The organism is Streptomyces sp. NPDC001137, assembly GCF_040298885.1.
In the GTDB taxonomy this organism is placed as follows: Bacteria; Actinomycetota; Actinomycetes; order Streptomycetales; family Streptomycetaceae; genus Streptomyces.
Window position 1 is genome coordinate 149164 of sequence record NZ_JBEPBA010000007.1, and the last position, 15648, is coordinate 164811.

Consider the following 15648-nt stretch of genomic DNA (forward strand, 5'->3'; position numbering starts at 1 on the left):
GTGTCTGTGAAGGAGAGTGCGCGATGGCGACGAAGCCGCCCAAGGGTGATCCGGTCCAGGACGCACCGCAGGTCGCCGGGCCCAAGCACGCGGCGGCGGGACTGCCGGCCATCGGGCACACCCTGCGCATCGCCCAGCAGCAGATGGGTGTGAAGCGGACCGCGCTGACGCTGCTGCGCGTCAACCAGAAGGACGGCTTCGACTGCCCGGGCTGCGCCTGGCCGGAACCGGACCACCGGCACGCGGCGGAGTTCTGTGAGAACGGCGCGAAGGCGGTCGCCGAGGAGGCCACCCTGCGCCGGGTCACCCCGGAGTTCTTCGCCGCGCACTCCGTCGCCGACCTCGCCTCCCGCAGCGGCTACTGGCTGGGCCAGCAGGGCCGGCTCACCCACCCCATGCATCTGCCCGAAGGGGGCACGCACTACGAGCCGGTGAGCTGGGAGCGCGCCTTCGACATCGTCGCCGAGGAGCTCGCCGCCCTCGACTGCCCCGACGAGGCGCTCTTCTACACCTCCGGGCGCACCAGCAACGAGGCGGCCTTCCTCTACCAGCTCTTCGCCCGCCGGCTCGGCACGAACAACCTGCCCGACTGCTCCAACATGTGTCACGAGTCGTCCGGTTCGGCCCTGAGCGAGACGATCGGCATCGGCAAGGGCAGCGTCCTGCTGGAGGACCTCTTCAAGGCCGACCTGATCATCGTCGCCGGCCAGAACCCGGGGACCAACCACCCGCGCATGCTCTCCGCCCTGGAGAAGGCCAAGGCCAACGGCGCGAAGATCATCAGCGTGAACCCGCTGCCCGAGGCCGGCCTGGAGCGGTTCAAGAACCCGCAGACCGCGCAGGGCATGCTCAGGGGCGCCGCCCTCAACGACCTGTTCCTGCAGATCCGCATCGGCGGCGACCAGGCCCTCTTCCGCCTCCTCAACAAGCTCATCCTGGAGACGGAGGGCGCGGTCGACGAGGCGTTCGTGAGCGAACACACCCACGGCTACGAGGAGTTCGCCGCGGCCGCCAAGGCCGCCGACTGGGACGAGACGTTGACCGCGACCGGCCTCACGCGCGCGGAGATCGACACCGCCCTGAAGATGGTCCTCGCCTCGAAGCGCACCATCGTGTGCTGGGCGATGGGCCTGACCCAGCACAAGCACTCCGTGCCGACCATCCGCGAGGTCGTCAACTTCCTTCTGCTGCGCGGCAACATCGGCCGCCCGGGCGCGGGCGTGTGCCCGGTGCGCGGGCACTCGAACGTGCAGGGCGACCGGACCATGGGCATCTTCGAGCGCCCCGCCCCCGCCTTCCTGGACGCCCTGGAGAAGGAGTTCGGCTTCGCACCGCCGCGCGAGCACGGCTACGACGTCGTCCAGGCCATCCGCGCCCTGCGCGACGGCCGGGCGAAGGTGTTCTTCGCGATGGGCGGCAACTTCGTGTCCGCCTCCCCGGACACCGAGGTCACCGAGGCGGCCATGCGGCGCGCCCGCCTCACCGTGCACGTGTCGACCAAGCTCAACCGCTCGCACGTCGTCACGGGCGCGCGTGCCCTGATCCTGCCCACCCTGGGCCGCACCGAGCGCGATCTGCAGGTCGGCCCGCATGGGAAAAGCACAGAGCAGTTCGTGACCGTCGAGGACTCCATGGGCATGGTGCACGCCTCCCGCGGCCGCCTGGAGCCCGCGAGCACCCACCTGCTGTCGGAGCCGGCCATCGTCTGCCGCCTGGCCCGCCGTGTGCTCGGCGAGGACGACGCGGTGCCCTGGGAGGAGTTCGAGAAGGACTACGCCGCCATCCGCGACCGCATCGCGCGCGTGGTCCCCGGCTTCGAGGACTTCAACGCGCGCGTGGCCCGCCCCGGCGGCTTCACCCTCCCCCACGCCCCGCGCGACGAACGCCGCTTCCCCACGGCAACCGGCAAGGCGAACTTCACGGCGGCGCCCGTCGAGTACCCCAGGCTGCCCGAAGGCCGGCTGCTGCTGCAGACGCTGCGCTCGCACGACCAGTACAACACCACCATCTACGGCCTCGACGACCGCTACCGCGGCATCAGGAACGGCCGCCGCGTCGTCCTGGTCAACCCCGAGGACGCCCGCACGCTCGGCGTCGCCGACGGGTCGTACGTCGACCTGGTCGGCGAGTGGAAGGACGGCGTCGAGCGCAGGGCGCCCGGCTTCCGCGTCGTGCACTACCCGACGGCTCGTGGCTGCGCCGCCGCCTACTACCCCGAGACCAACGTCCTGGTGCCGCTGGACTCCACCGCCGACACCAGTAACACCCCGGCCAGCAAGTCCGTCGTCGTACGTCTGGAACAATCGGCAACCGACTGAGCGTTTGCTCAGACAGTCTGGACGAGTGATCAGGACGAACGGAGCCGGGCCCATGGGCGAGCAGCAGTACGTGAAGTTCCCGCAGGAGGTCATCGACGAGTACGCCGCACTCGGCATCGACCTCCTGGCCCTCTTCTCCGCCGGACACCTCGGCACCCGCATGGGCGTGGAGATCCTCGAGGCCTCCGCGGACCGCGTCGTCGGCACCATGCCCGTCGAGGGCAACACCCAGCCCTACGGCCTGCTGCACGGCGGCGCCTCCGCCGTCCTCGCCGAGACCCTCGGCTCCGTCGGCTCCATGCTCCACGGCGGCAGCTCCAAGATCGCGGTCGGCGTCGACCTCAACTGCACCCACCACCGCGGCGTACGCTCCGGCCTGGTCACCGGAGTCGCCACCCCCGTGCACCGCGGCCGCTCCACCGCCACGTACGAGATCGTGATCAGCGACGAGGAGGGACGGCGCGTGTGCAGCGCACGCCTGACCTGCCTGCTGCGCGACGTCCGGCCCGGCGACGGGGCACCTGTGGGCGCGGCCGGCTGACCGGCGTCCAACAGGCCGAGGCCGCAGGGCAGTTGATCCCGCCCAGTCGGCAGCATAGCGTCAGGGCATGGCTACGGGACGAGCCTTGAGGGCATGGGCGGCACTCGGACTGGTGCTCCTGGCGGGCGGCCCGGTCACCTCGTGCGGGGACTCCGGCACGGCGGGCGGAGCGGAAGGCGCGAGCAGCCCGGCGCGCGCCACCGGCACGCCCGCGCCCCGTACGACAACGCGCGAGGAACTGTGCACGCGGATCGTCGCCTACTGGTCGCGCCGGCAACTCAAGGGCGACACGGTGGGCGACTACCAGGAAATGGGCCTGTCCGACGGCCAGTACGACATCCTCAGGCACGTCGTGCACGCCGCCCGCGCCGAGCGCGAGCGCGGCGATGCCGAGGCCGCCGACCGGCTCATCGACCGTATGGCGCGCGAAGGTTGCGAGAAGCGGTACCGCACGGGCAACCCGAGCAATGGCCCCTGGGGCTGAGAGATGCGCCGGAAATACGCGAAAGTGCGGACCACCGCCGGAGGCCCTTTCCACCACGTAACTCTGCGTAATACACACGCAATAGAGGCCCGCTCCCCCACCCCAGGTGCGCCCCGGCCCACAACCCCCCGAGAAGCCATTCAAGTCGCCTCCGGCAACGACCGCACGTCATCAGCAAAACCGCTGAACACTACTGAAAACGCATCCTCGCGTCCTGCGCGTTCTCAGCATGCGGACAGGGCGAATCGGCTGGAATTCCGCGCATCCACCCGGCAAGTACCGCTCTGCATTACGTCGTGTCATAACAAGAGCGTCACAGCCTGGGTCAGACACTCCTACACGTTCCCTACACCCGCTTAGAGTCACGGCCAGTCACCGCGCCACAGGATTCGAAGCAAATTCGGCAAGGCGCCGGACTCGGTGCGTTCCACGGGGAGCCGCCGCGCCAGGGAAAGGACCTGACTCGTGCGTCAACGTTCGATCATCGCTATCACCGCCGCACTCGCGGCGGGATCGCTGACACTCACTGCCTGTGGGTCGCGTGACAAGAGCGACAGCAGCAACGGCAGCAAGACCACGGTCGTGATCGGTGTCGACGCCCCGCTCACCGGCGACCTCTCGGCCCTCGGCCTCGGCATCAAGAACTCCGCCGACCTGGCCGCCAAGACGGCCAACAAGCAGAACCTCGTCAAGGGCGTCGAGTTCAAGATCGAGGCCCTCGACGACCAGGCCCAGCCCTCCGTCGGCCAGCAGAACGCCCAGAAGTTCATCAGCGAGAAGGACGTCCTCGGCGTCGTCGGCCCGCTGAACTCCAGCGTCTCCCAGCAGATGCAGAAGCCGTTCAACGACGCAGGCCTCACCCAGATCTCCCCCGCCAACACCGGTACGGAACTCACCCAGGGCGACGGCTGGAAGACCAACAACCGGGTCCGCCAGTTCAAGACCTTCTTCCGCACCGCCACCACGGACGAGATCCAGGGCGCCTTCGCGGCCGACTACCTCTACAACAGGGCCAAGGTCAAGAAGACCTACCTGATCGACGACCAGAAGACCTACGGCGCCGGCCTCGCCGCCTCCTTCAAGACGAACTTCACCAAGCTGGGCGGCACCATCGTCGGCAGCGACCACATCAACCCCGACGACCGCGACTTCAACGCCGTCGTCGCCAAGATCAAGAAGACCGGCGCCCAGGCCCTCTACTACGGCGGCGAGTACCCGGCCGCCGCCCCCCTGAGCCAGCAGCTCAAGGACAGCGGCCTGAAGATCCCGCTCATGGGCGGCGACGGCATCTACTCCGGCGACTACCCCAAGCTCAACAAGAAGGCCGAAGGCGACCTCGCCACCTCCGTCGGCAAGCCCGTCGAACAGCTCGCCTCCGCCAAGACGTTCATCGCGAACTACAAGAACGCGGGCTACAAGGACGCCTACGAGGCCTACGGCGGCCTCACCTACGACGCCACCTGGGCCATCATCGAGGCCGTCAAGCTCGCAGTCGAGGGCAACGACGGCAAGGTGCCCTCCGACGGCCGCAAGGCCGTCCTGGACGCCATGAGCAAGGTCAAGTTCGACGGCGTCACCGGCACCATCTCCTTCGACCAGTACGGCGACACGACCAACCACACCATGACCGCCTACAAGATCAAGAACAACGCGTGGACGCCGGAGTACAGCGGAGTGCCCAAGATCGGCTGATCGGGCAAAGGGCGACAACCCCTCTGCACCTCACACATTGATCAGGCCGCGCGGGAGCGCCCACCAGCGCTCCCGCGCGGCGCCATATCCGAACCACTCCACGGAGGCCCTGCGGTGAACGAACTGCCGCAACAGCTGGCCAATGGACTCATCCTCGGCGCGATGTACGGACTCATCGCGATCGGCTACACGATGGTCTACGGCATCGTCCAGCTCATCAACTTCGCCCACGGCGAGATCTTCATGGTCGGGGGCTTCGGGGCCCTCACCATCTACCTCTGGCTGCCCAAGGACTTCGCCCTCGGCGCCGCCATCCCCCTCATGATCCTCGGCGGCGTCATCGTCTCCGTCGCCGTCGCCACCGCGGCGGAACGCTTCGCCTACCGCCCCCTGCGCAACGCACCACGCCTGGCGCCCCTCATCACCGCCATCGGCCTGTCCATCGTGCTCCAGCAGATCGTCTGGAAGTGGTACCCGGACGCCAAGAAGGACCGCCCCTTCCCCCAGTTCAGCGGCGGCCCCTTCGACGTCCTCGGCGCCAACATCCAGCGCGGCGACCTCTTCATCATCATCGCCGCCCCCGTCTGCATGTTCGCCCTCGGCCTCTTCGTCACCAAGACCCGCTCCGGACGCGGCATGCAGGCCACCGCACAGGACCCCGACACCGCCAAACTCATGGGCATCAACACCGACCGCATCATCGTCATGGCCTTCGCCATCGGCGCGGCGTTCGCGGCCATCGCAGCCGTCGGCTACGGACTCCACAACGGCCAGGTCGGCTTCCGCATGGGCTTCCTCATGGGCCTCAAAGCCTTCACCGCAGCCGTCCTCGGCGGCATCGGCAACATCTACGGCGCCATGCTCGGCGGCCTCGTCCTCGGCGTCGCCGAATCCCTCGCCATCGGCTACATCGGCGACATCCCCGGCATGGACCTCTTCGGCGGCGGCGCCTGGAAGGACGTGTGGGCCTTCGCCCTCCTCATCCTCGTCCTGCTCTTCCGACCGCAGGGCCTGCTCGGCGAACGCGTCGCGGATCGGGCGTGATACCCATGACCACCAAAATCCCCAACGGCACCACCGCGGACCTCACCAACACGCCCACCACGGCAACCCCGTTGATACCCCTGCCCCCGGCCCTCGCCCGCCTCACCACCATCGCCGGCTCCGCCGTCGCACTCGTGGGCACCTTCCTCGCCTGGACCTGGACCGCCGAATTCCCCGGCGACCTCACCGTCACCGGCTACCCGGGCGGACTACAGGTCCTCACCCTCACCGGGGCAATCCTCACCCTGCTCTTCGCCCTCTCCGGCTACGGCATCCGAGGACTCGGCTGGCTCACCCCCGGCGGCACCAACAGCCCCGTCGTCCTCCTCGCCCTCGGCACCCTCGGCACCACCGGCTACACCATGGGCGCCATCAGCCAGGAACTCGGCGGCCTCGTCAACCTCGAACCCGGCGCCTGGATCTCCGGCATCGGAACCCTCATCGCCGTCATCGGAGCCTTCGGCCTCCCCGTCGACCAGCCATACGACGAAGACACACCGACCCCGGGCCTCTGGGGCAGGATCCGCCACGCCCTCACAGCCCCCGAACCCCGCCGCGCAGCGGACCTCCCCGCCTGGGCCGAGATCCTCATCATCGCCGCCGGCTTCGGCATCGGCCTCTACGTCTTCGCCTACGGCATCGGCACCGAATACTCCGAACTGTTCATCGGCTTCCTCATCATCGCCGGATTCGGATTCACCGCACTCACCCGCTCCGGCCTCATCAAGCAGCTCTCGGCCCTCACCACCAAACACCGCAGCGTCACCCTCACAGCCGCCTTCGTCGCCGCGATCTGCTTCCCCTTCACACAGACCAACGACCAGTTCGCCCTCATCGGCGCCAACATCCTGATCTTCGCGACCGTGGCCCTCGGCCTCAACGTCGTCGTCGGTCTCGCCGGTCTGCTCGACCTGGGATACGTCGCATTCCTCGGCGTCGGCGCCTACGCCGCCGCCCTCGTCTCCGGCTCACCCCAATCCAGCATCGGCGTCCAGTTCCCGTTCTGGGCCGCCGTCCTCACCGGCGCCGCCGCCTCACTGATCTTCGGCGTGGTCATCGGCGCCCCGACCCTGCGGCTGCGCGGCGACTACCTCGCCATCGTCACCCTCGGCTTCGGTGAGATCTTCCGCATCACCATGAACAACCTCAACGGGAACAGCGGCCCCGACGTCACCAACGGATCCAACGGCATCCCGAACATCCCCGACCTGGAGATCCTCGGATTCAACCTCGGCATCCCCCACGACATCCTCGGCCACGAACTCACCCGCTCCGCCAACTACTACCTGCTGATGCTCCTGTTCACGGCCGTCGTCGTGACCGTCTTCCGCCGCTCCGCGGAATCCCGCATCGGCCGCGCCTGGGTCGCCATCCGCGAGGACGAGACCGCCGCCACCGCCATGGGCATCAACGGCTTCCGCCTCAAACTCCTCGCCTTCGCCCTCGGCGCCTCCCTCGCCGGCTTCGCCGGCACCGTCCAGGCCCACGTCTCCTACAGCGTCACCCCCGAGCAATACCAGTTCGCCGGCCCCGTCCCCCCCAACTCCGCCTTCCTCCTCGCCGCCGTCATCCTCGGCGGCATGGGAACCATCAGCGGACCCCTCATCGGCGCCGCCCTCCTCTACCTCATCCCGGCCAAACTCCAGTTCATGTCGGACTACCAGCTCCTCCTCTTCGGCATCGCCCTCATGCTCCTCATGCGCTTCCGCCCCGAAGGCCTCGTCGCCGACCGCAGGAAGCAACTCGAGTTCCACGAAACCGGACAACTCGACGTACCAGAGGACACCGAGCTGCCAGAAACCACCGGCGTCGCCAAGGCAGGGGCGTGAACGCCATGACCACCACAACCGCCACCACCACAACCGTCCTCGACGCCAGCGACGTCACCATGCGCTTCGGCGGCCTCACCGCCGTACGCTCCGTGGACCTCACCGTCAACAGCGGCGAAATCGTCGGCCTCATCGGACCCAACGGCGCGGGCAAAACCACCTTCTTCAACTGCCTGACGGGCCTCTACATCCCGACCAGCGGAACAGTGAAGTACAAGGACACCGTCCTACCGCCCAAACCCCACCTCGTCACCCAGGCAGGCATCGCCCGCACATTCCAGAACATCCGGCTCTTCGCCAACATGACCGTCCTGGAAAACGTGCTCGTCGGACGCCACACCAGAACCAACGAAGGCCTCTGGTCAGCACTCCTGCGCCTGCCCGGCTTCAAGAAAGCCGAACAGGAATCCCGCGAACGCGCCATGGAACTCCTCGAGTTCACCGGCCTCGCAGCCAAAGCAGACCACCTCGCCCGCAACCTCCCCTACGGCGAACAACGCAAGCTCGAAATCGCCCGCGCCCTCGCGAGCGAACCCGGCCTGCTACTCCTCGACGAACCCACCGCGGGCATGAACCCCCAGGAAACCCGGGCCACCGAGGAACTCGTCTTCGCCATCCGCGACAAGGGCATCGCCATCCTCGTCATCGAGCACGACATCCGGTTCATCATGAACCTCTGCGACCGCGTCGCCGTGCTCGTCCAAGGCGAAAAACTCGTCGAAGGCAGCGCCGAAGTCGTCCAGGCCGACGAACGCGTCATCGCCGCCTACCTCGGCACGCCCTTCGAAGGCGCACCCGGCACAGAGGAGACCACCGAGGTCGAAGCCGCCGAGGCGCAGAGCACCGCAGAAGGAGACGCCAAGTGACCGCACTGCTCGAGGTCGAAGACCTCAAGGTCGCCTACGGCAAGATCGAAGCCGTCAAAGGCATCTCGTTCAAGGTCGAAGCCGGCGAAGTCGTCACCCTCATCGGCACGAACGGCGCCGGGAAGACAACAACCCTGCGGACACTCTCGGGCCTCCTTCAGCCCCTCGCCGGACAGATCAAATTCGACGGCAAGACGCTGAACAAAATCCCCGCCCACAAGATCGTCTCCCAGGGACTGGCCCACTCCCCCGAAGGCCGACGCATCTTCCCCCGCATGACCATCGAGGACAACCTCCGCCTCGGCGCCTTCCTCCGCAACGACAAAGAAGGCATCGAAAAGGACATCCAGCGCGCCTACGACCTCTTCCCCATCCTCGGAGAACGACGCAAGCAGGCCGCCGGAACCCTCTCCGGCGGCGAACAGCAAATGCTCGCCATGGGCCGCGCCCTGATGTCCCGCCCCAAACTGCTCATGCTCGACGAACCCTCCATGGGTCTCTCCCCGATCATGATGCAGAAGATCATGGCCACCATCCAGGAACTCAAGGCCCAGGGCACCACCATCCTGCTCATCGAACAGAACGCCCAGGCCGCACTCTCCCTGGCCGACCACGGCCACGTCATGGAGGTCGGCAAGATCGTCCTCTCCGGCACCGGCCAGGACCTCCTGCACGACGAGTCCGTACGCAAGGCATACCTCGGCGAGGACTGAGACCGCCCTCTTCGGCGGTACGACGAGGCCCGCGCCCCTGGTTCCCCAGGGACGCGGGCCTCGATCTGTATGCGGGGGCCGGAGGTCAGCCCTTCGCGGCCTTCTTCTCGTCCGCGTCCTGAATGACCGCCTCCGCAACCTGCTGCATCGACATCCGACGATCCATCGACGTCTTCTGAATCCACCGGAACGCCGCCGGCTCCGTCAGCCCGTACTCGGTCTGGAGAATGGACTTCGCCCGGTCGACCAGCTTGCGGGTCTCCAGACGGAGCGTGAGGTCGGCGACCTCCTTCTCCAGCTCCTTCAGCTCCGTGAACCGCGAGACAGCCATCTCAATGGCCGGAACGACATCACTCTTGCTGAACGGCTTCACGAGGTACGCCATCGCACCTGCATCGCGGGCCCGCTCGACGAGGTCACGCTGCGAGAAGGCCGTAAGCATCAGCACGGGGGCGATGCGCTCCTCGGCGATCTTCTCGGCCGCCGAGATGCCGTCCAGCTTGGGCATCTTCACATCGAGGATCACAAGGTCCGGCTGGTGCTCACGGGCAAGCTCGATGGCCTGCTCGCCGTCACCGGCCTCACCGACGACGCTGTAGCCCTCTTCCTCCAGCATCTCTTTGAGGTCGAGCCGGATCAGGGCCTCGTCCTCGGCGATGACGACACGGGTCGTCAGCGGAGGCACGTGCGACTTGTCGTCGTCGGGCGCGTCTACGGGCTGGGGCGACTCGGGGGCGGTCACGGGGGCTCCTTGTTACGGGCCGGGCAGGTGCTGCTGCGAGCAGCCTACCTAGCTGCAGCTGTGTGCGGTGACCCGGTACACTTCCCGACAGATCCACAACTTGCCCGGTTGGAGGAACTGGTCAGACTCGCGGTGCTCAAACCACCGTGCCTTAGGGCATGTGGGTTCGAATCCCACACCGGGCACATTTGAACCGAAAGCGGAGGATCACGTTCGCGTGATCCTCCGCCTTTTCGTACATGCAGTCACAGCCAGTGACCCAGAGTGGTCGCATGAACTTTCATGGCACTGCCGTGCGACACAAAGCCCTCACCCTGCTGCGCAACGGCACCAAGAACGCGGATGTGGCCCGGACCCTCAACGTTCCCCTGGGAACAGTCAGCTACTGGAAGCATCAGGACCGGGCGAAGCGCGGCGAATGCCCAGGACGGCACAGCGCTCCATGCGCCCGCTGCGATGGGCGAGATCTCGACGGAGCGGCGTACAGCTACCTGCTCGGCCTTTACCTCGGCGACGGCCATATCAGCCATTACTCCGAGCACCGCGTTCCCAACCTCATGATCACGTGCGCCGACTCGTGGCCTGGCCTCATCGACGACTGCGAGCAAGCCATTCGCGCCGTCTTCCCGGGCAACTCCGTCTGCCGCGTCCGCAAGACCGGCTGTCACAACGTGAAGGTCTACTCAAAGCACCTGCACTGCCTCTTCCCTCAACATGGCCCAGGCAAGAAGCACGATCGACTCATCGCACTCGAACCCTGGCAGCAGGAAATCATCGACGCCCACCCTTGGGAATTCATCCGCGGCCTCATCCACTCCGACGGCTGCCGCATCACCAACTGGACCACACGCCTGGTAGCCGGTGAGCGCAAGCGCTACGAATACCCGCGATACTTCTTCGCCAACAAGTCAGACGACATCCGGAAGCTCTTCACCGACACCCTCGACAAGGTCGGCGTCGAGTGGACGACCCTTGCGCGCGGCAGCGACCCGTTCAACATCTCCATTGCCCGCAAGGCCTCAGTAGCCCTCATGGACGCCCACGTAGGCCCCAAGTACTGACCCCAGACCCCTACTTGGGACTGTCATCCTCCCCAATGTGATGCACCCGCACCATGTTCGTCGACCCAGAAACCCCCGGAGGCGACCCCGCCGTAATCACCACGACGTCCCCCTTCTTGCAGCGGCCGTACTTCAACAACAGCTCATCGACCTGCTCGACCATCGCATCCGTCGAGTCCACATGCGGCCCGAGGAACGTCTCCGCCCCCCACGTCAGGCTCAGCTGCGACCGCGTCGCCGGCTCCGGCGTGAAAGCCAGCAGCGGGATAGGTGAGCGATAACGTGAAAGTCGACGAGCGGTGTCGCCCGACTGGGTGAAGGCCACCAGGAACCTGGCGCCCAGGAAGTCGCCCATTTCCGCCGCCGCGCGGGCGACCGCGCCGCCTTGGGTGCGGGGCTTGTTCCGTTCCGTCAGCGGTGGGAGGCCCTTCGCGAGGATGTCCTCCTCCGCCGCCTCGACGATCTTGGCCATCGTCTGGACCGTCTCGATGGGGTATTTGCCGACGCTCGTCTCGCCGGAAAGCATCACCGCGTCCGTGCCGTCGATGACGGCGTTCGCGACGTCGCTGGCCTCCGCGCGCGTCGGTCGGGAGTTGTCGATCATCGAGTCCAGCATCTGCGTTGCCACAATCACCGGCTTGGCGTTGCGCTTCGCCAGTTTGATGGCGCGCTTTTGGACGATCGGGACCTGTTCGAGGGGCATCTCCACGCCCAAGTCTCCTCGCGCGACCATGATGCCGTCGAATGCGGCGACGATGTCGTCGATCGCGTCCACTGCCTGCGGCTTCTCGACCTTGGCGATGACGGGGAGTCGGCGGGCTTCTTCGTCCATGATGCGGTGGACGTCTTCGATGTCGTGGCCGCTGCGGACGAAGGACAGCGCGATGACGTCGAAGCCGGTCCGCAGGGCCCACCGGAGGTCTGCTTCGTCCTTGTCCGAGAGGGCGGGGACGGAGACGGCGACTCCGGGGAGGTTGAGGCCTTTATGGTCGGAGACCATGCCGCCTTCGATGACGCGGGTGTGGACGCGTGGGCCGTCGACCTGGGTGACTTGGAGGCAGACTTTTCCGTCGTCGACGAGGATGCGCTCGCCAGGGGTGACGTCGGTGGCGAGGCCGGGGTATGTGGTGCCGCAGGTGTGGCCGTTGCCTTGGATGCCTTCCTCCACTGTGATGGTGAAGGTGTCGCCGCGTTCAAGGAGTACGGGGCCTTCGGTGAAGTGGCCGAGTCGGATCTTCGGGCCTTGAAGGTCGGCGAGGATTCCGACGCTGCGGCCGGTTTCGTCGGCGGCCTTTCGCACGCGCTGGTAGCGCTCCTCGTGTTCGGCGTGGGTGCCGTGGCTCAGGTTGAATCGGGCGACGTCCATTCCGGCTTCGACCAGGGCTTTGATCTGGTCGTACGAGTCGGTGGCGGGCCCTAGTGTGCAGACGATCTTTGCTCGGCGCATGGTTTGAGCGTAGGCCTTACCGGCGGGTAGAGAATTTGGCGTGCGTGACTACTCAACAACCTTTGGATGAAGGGTTGTTGACAAGTATTGAATTGTGCAGATGCATGCTCCGATGAGCATTCGAACGGCTTCGGAGCGGAGTTCTAGAGGCGTGGTGGGGTCATGGTGAATCGGGCGTTGACGGTTGCGTAGACGTGTTGACGTTGGGGTTCGAGGTCGAGGGGTGCGGCGGTGTCTTCGGCTGCTGCGCCGTAGGCCATGGAGCGCATGCGGGCTCCGGGGGTGGGTGGGTAGGGCTGGGGGTTTTCGGCTCCGATGTCGGCGAGTTCCACGAGGGCGGCGAGGGTGGTGCCGAGGGCCTCGGCGTACTCCCTGGCTCGTTGGACTGCTTCCTTGACTGCTTGTTGGCGGGCTTGGCGGTGGGCGGGTGAGTCGGGGCGGAGCGCCCACCAGGGGCCGTCGACGCGGGCGAGTTCGAGGTCGGCGAGGCGGGTGGTGAGTTCGCCGAGGGCGGTGAAGTCCGTGAGTTCGGCGGTGATGTGGACGCGGCCGTGGTAGGCGTGGATGCGTTCGCCGCGGCCGTGTTCCTTGAGTTCGGGGGTGATGGAGAAGGAGCCGGTTTCCAGTCGTTCCACCGCCTCTCCGTAGGTCTTGATGAGGTCGAGGGCGGTGGTGTTGCGGCGGGTGAGGTCGTCGAGGGCGGCGCGGCGGTCTTTGCCGCGGGAGGCGACGGTGATGCCGATGCGGGCGATTTCGGGGTCGACTTCGAGGTGGGCTTCGCCGCGTACGGCGATGCGGGGGGCGTCGGGGGTGCCGTAAGGGACGGCGGGGTGGGGGGCTTCCGGTGAGGGGGTGGTCATACGCCCCACTCTGTCACCTCTTGGTCGGCGGGAGCCGTGTGGTTGACCGCTTCGGTCATCCAATCGCAACCTGCCGGATCTGTTGCGGTCGGTCATGCGCAGGTCAGAATCTACGCGCGTTGTTGACTCTTCCCATAGGAGATCTGGACATGGCCTTGAACCGCCGGAAGTTTCTGCAGAAGTCCGCGGCGACCGGAGCGGGGGTGGCGGTGGCGAGCGCTGTCGCAGCTCCGGCGGCACAGGCGGCCGAGGCCACTGCGGCGCAGAGGCCGGCGAAGCGGTACTCGCTCACCGTGATGGGTACGACCGATCTGCACGGTCATGTCTTCAACTGGGACTACTTCAAGAACGCGGAGTACTCCGACAAGGCGGGCAACGCGCAGGGGCTGTCGCGTATCTCGACGCTGGTGAACCAGGTGCGTGCGGAGAAGGGCCGCTGCAACACGCTGCTGCTGGATGCGGGTGACACGATCCAGGGCACCCCGCTGACGTACTACTACGCGAAGGTGGATCCGATCACCGCGGAGGGTGGTCCGGTGCATCCGATGGCGCAGGCGATGAATGCGATCGGGTATGACGCGGCGGCGCTGGGCAATCACGAGTTCAACTACGGCATCGAGACGCTGCGGAAGTTCGAGGAGCAGCTGCATTTCCCGCTGCTGGGTGCGAATGCGCTGGACGCGAAGACGCAGAGGCCGGCTTTCCCGCCGTATGTCATCAAGAAGTTCCGGGTGCCGGGGCTGCCGTCGGTGAAGGTGGCGGTGCTGGGTCTGACGAATCCCGGTATTGCGATCTGGGACAAGGCTTATGTGCAGGGGAGGTTGGAGTTTCCGGGTCTGGAGGAGCAGGCGGCGAAGTGGGTGCCGAGGCTGAAGTCGATGGGTGCGGATGTGGTGGTCGTCTCGGCGCACTCCGGTTCCTCGGGTACGTCGTCTTACGGTGACCAGCTGCCGTATGTCGAGAATTCGGCCGCGTTGGTGGCTCAGCAGGTGCCGGACATCGATGCGATTCTGGTCGGTCATGCGCATGTGGAGATCCCGGAGTTGAGGGTCACCAATGCGAAGACCGGGAGGACGGTGGTGTTGTCGGAGCCGTTGGCGTATGCGGAGCGGCTGTCGCTGTTCGACATCGAGCTGGTCTTCGAGAAGGGCCGCTGGGGCGTGGAGTCCGTCTCCTCGAAGGTGCTCAACTCCAACACGGTCGCCGATGACCCGAAGATCACCAAGCTGCTGTCGGACGAGCACGCGAAGGTCGTCGAGTACGTCAACCAGGTGGTGGGTACGGCGACGGAGACGTTGACGACGGTCGAGGCGCGGTACAAGGACGTGCCGATCATCGATCTGATCACGAAGGTGCAGGAGGACGTCGTCAAGGCGGCGCTGGCGGGCACCGAGTTCGCCTCGCTGCCTGTGATCGCGCAGGCCTCGCCGTTCTCCCGTACGTCGGAGATCCCGGCCGGGAAGGTGACGATCCGGGATCTGTCGAGCCTGTATGTGTACGACAACACGCTGGTCGCGAAGGTGCTGACGGGTGCGCAGCTGAAGGCGTATCTGGAGTATTCGGCGGAGTATTTCGTGCAGACGGCGCCGGATGCGGTGGTGGACGTGGAGAAGCTGACGAACGCGAACGGCCGTCCGGACTACAACTACGACTATGTGTCGGGGCTGTCGTACGAGATCGACATCGCCCGGGCGGCGGGTTCGCGGGTCCGGAATGTGACCTACAAGGGTGCCGCGCTGGACGATGCGCAGAAGTTCGTGTTCGCGGTGAACAACTATCGGGCCAATGGCGGTGGTGCGTTCCCGCATGTGGCGTCCGCGCAGGAGGTGTGGTCGGAGTCGACGGAGATCCGGACGCGGATTGCGGAGTGGGTGACGGCGAAGGGTGTGCTGGATCCGAAGGACTTCGCGTCGGTGGACTGGCGGCTGACGCGGGGTGGTGTGCCGGTTTTCTAGGGGTTGGGCCTGGAGGCTGGGCCTAGAGGTTGAGCGGTGACAGGTCTACGGCGTCGGCGATGGTTTTTGCGCCGGCGCCGTTGACGTGGGGGCTTG

General features: G+C 66.6%; 13 protein-coding genes and 1 tRNA gene. 11 read left to right on the forward strand and 3 right to left on the reverse strand.

Going from position 1 to position 15648, the window contains the following annotated elements:
* Nucleotides 1-23: 23 nt before the first annotated feature.
* The 8 genes from ABT254_RS16190 (at nt 24) to ABT254_RS16225 (ending at nt 9487) form a co-directional block, all read left to right on the forward strand.
* A complete protein-coding gene (locus ABT254_RS16190; protein ID WP_351469543.1) occupies nt 24-2318 on the forward strand; it encodes an FdhF/YdeP family oxidoreductase in 2295 nt (764 codons plus the stop codon).
* Between the two features lie 52 nt (nt 2319-2370).
* On the forward strand, nt 2371-2859 hold the full coding sequence (locus ABT254_RS16195; RefSeq protein ID WP_351469546.1) for a hotdog fold thioesterase: 489 nt from the start codon (nt 2371-2373) through the stop codon (nt 2857-2859).
* Nucleotides 2860-2926: 67 nt separating this feature from the next.
* Nucleotides 2927-3343: a hypothetical protein gene (locus ABT254_RS16200; RefSeq protein ID WP_351469549.1), complete on the forward strand. Its 417-nt coding sequence runs from the start codon at nt 2927-2929 to the stop codon at nt 3341-3343.
* A gap of 465 nt (nt 3344-3808) precedes the next feature.
* On the forward strand, nt 3809-5035 hold the full coding sequence (locus tag ABT254_RS16205; protein ID WP_450750490.1) for a branched-chain amino acid ABC transporter substrate-binding protein: 1227 nt from the start codon (nt 3809-3811) through the stop codon (nt 5033-5035).
* Between the two features lie 114 nt (nt 5036-5149).
* Complete coding sequence (locus tag ABT254_RS16210) at nt 5150-6079, forward strand: branched-chain amino acid ABC transporter permease (protein WP_351469552.1); 930 nt, start codon at nt 5150-5152, stop codon at nt 6077-6079.
* A gap of 5 nt (nt 6080-6084) precedes the next feature.
* Nucleotides 6085-7908 (forward strand): branched-chain amino acid ABC transporter permease, encoded by a 1824-nt coding sequence (locus ABT254_RS16215; RefSeq protein WP_351469555.1) that lies wholly within the window; start codon nt 6085-6087, stop codon nt 7906-7908.
* A 5-nt stretch (nt 7909-7913) separates the two neighbouring features.
* A complete protein-coding gene (locus ABT254_RS16220) occupies nt 7914-8774 on the forward strand; it encodes an ABC transporter ATP-binding protein (RefSeq protein WP_351469558.1) in 861 nt (286 codons plus the stop codon).
* Nucleotides 8771-9487, forward strand: coding sequence for an ABC transporter ATP-binding protein (locus ABT254_RS16225; RefSeq protein WP_351469561.1), 717 nt, complete (start codon nt 8771-8773; stop codon nt 9485-9487). The genes ABT254_RS16220 and ABT254_RS16225 overlap by 4 nt, the downstream gene beginning before the upstream one ends.
* An 85-nt stretch (nt 9488-9572) precedes the next feature.
* On the opposite strand, the gene ABT254_RS16230 is transcribed toward ABT254_RS16225, so the two are convergent.
* Nucleotides 9573-10229 (reverse strand): ANTAR domain-containing response regulator, encoded by a 657-nt coding sequence (locus ABT254_RS16230; RefSeq protein WP_344403975.1) that lies wholly within the window; start codon nt 10227-10229, stop codon nt 9573-9575.
* Between the two features lie 102 nt (nt 10230-10331).
* Between ABT254_RS16230 and ABT254_RS16235 the strand changes: the two genes are divergently transcribed.
* Nucleotides 10332-10414, forward strand: a tRNA-Leu gene (locus ABT254_RS16235).
* 87 nt (nt 10415-10501) lie between these two features.
* Entirely contained in the window at nt 10502-11290 is a 789-nt protein-coding gene (locus tag ABT254_RS16240) for a helix-turn-helix domain-containing protein (protein WP_351469564.1), read from the forward strand.
* A gap of 10 nt (nt 11291-11300) precedes the next feature.
* Here ABT254_RS16240 and pyk read toward each other — a convergent pair whose 3' ends face one another.
* Together pyk and ABT254_RS16250 are read right to left on the reverse strand one after the other, a co-directional pair.
* A complete protein-coding gene (gene pyk / locus ABT254_RS16245) occupies nt 11301-12737 on the reverse strand; it encodes a pyruvate kinase (RefSeq protein WP_351469567.1) in 1437 nt (478 codons plus the stop codon).
* Between the two features lie 143 nt (nt 12738-12880).
* Nucleotides 12881-13597, reverse strand: coding sequence for an SIMPL domain-containing protein (locus ABT254_RS16250; protein WP_351469569.1), 717 nt, complete (start codon nt 13595-13597; stop codon nt 12881-12883).
* Between the two features lie 149 nt (nt 13598-13746).
* On the opposite strand from ABT254_RS16250, the gene ABT254_RS16255 reads away from it, so the two are divergent.
* Nucleotides 13747-15552: a bifunctional metallophosphatase/5'-nucleotidase gene (locus ABT254_RS16255; RefSeq protein WP_351469572.1), complete on the forward strand. Its 1806-nt coding sequence runs from the start codon at nt 13747-13749 to the stop codon at nt 15550-15552.
* Nucleotides 15553-15648: the final 96 nt, after the last annotated feature.

Coding starts and splice junctions, on each gene's coding strand:
- ABT254_RS16200 (WP_351469549.1), top strand. CDS start 2,927: ATGGCTACGGGACGAGCCTTGAGGGCATGGGCGGCACTCGGACTGGTG.
- ABT254_RS16255 (WP_351469572.1), top strand. CDS start 13,747: ATGGCCTTGAACCGCCGGAAGTTTCTGCAGAAGTCCGCGGCGACCGGA.
- ABT254_RS16250 (WP_351469569.1), bottom strand. CDS start 13,597: ATGACCACCCCCTCACCGGAAGCCCCCCACCCCGCCGTCCCTTACGGC.
- ABT254_RS16220 (WP_351469558.1), top strand. CDS start 7,914: ATGACCACCACAACCGCCACCACCACAACCGTCCTCGACGCCAGCGAC.
- ABT254_RS16195 (WP_351469546.1), top strand. CDS start 2,371: ATGGGCGAGCAGCAGTACGTGAAGTTCCCGCAGGAGGTCATCGACGAG.
- ABT254_RS16240 (WP_351469564.1), top strand. CDS start 10,502: ATGAACTTTCATGGCACTGCCGTGCGACACAAAGCCCTCACCCTGCTG.
- ABT254_RS16215 (WP_351469555.1), top strand. CDS start 6,085: ATGACCACCAAAATCCCCAACGGCACCACCGCGGACCTCACCAACACG.
- ABT254_RS16190 (WP_351469543.1), top strand. CDS start 24: ATGGCGACGAAGCCGCCCAAGGGTGATCCGGTCCAGGACGCACCGCAG.
- pyk (WP_351469567.1), bottom strand. CDS start 12,737: ATGCGCCGAGCAAAGATCGTCTGCACACTAGGGCCCGCCACCGACTCG.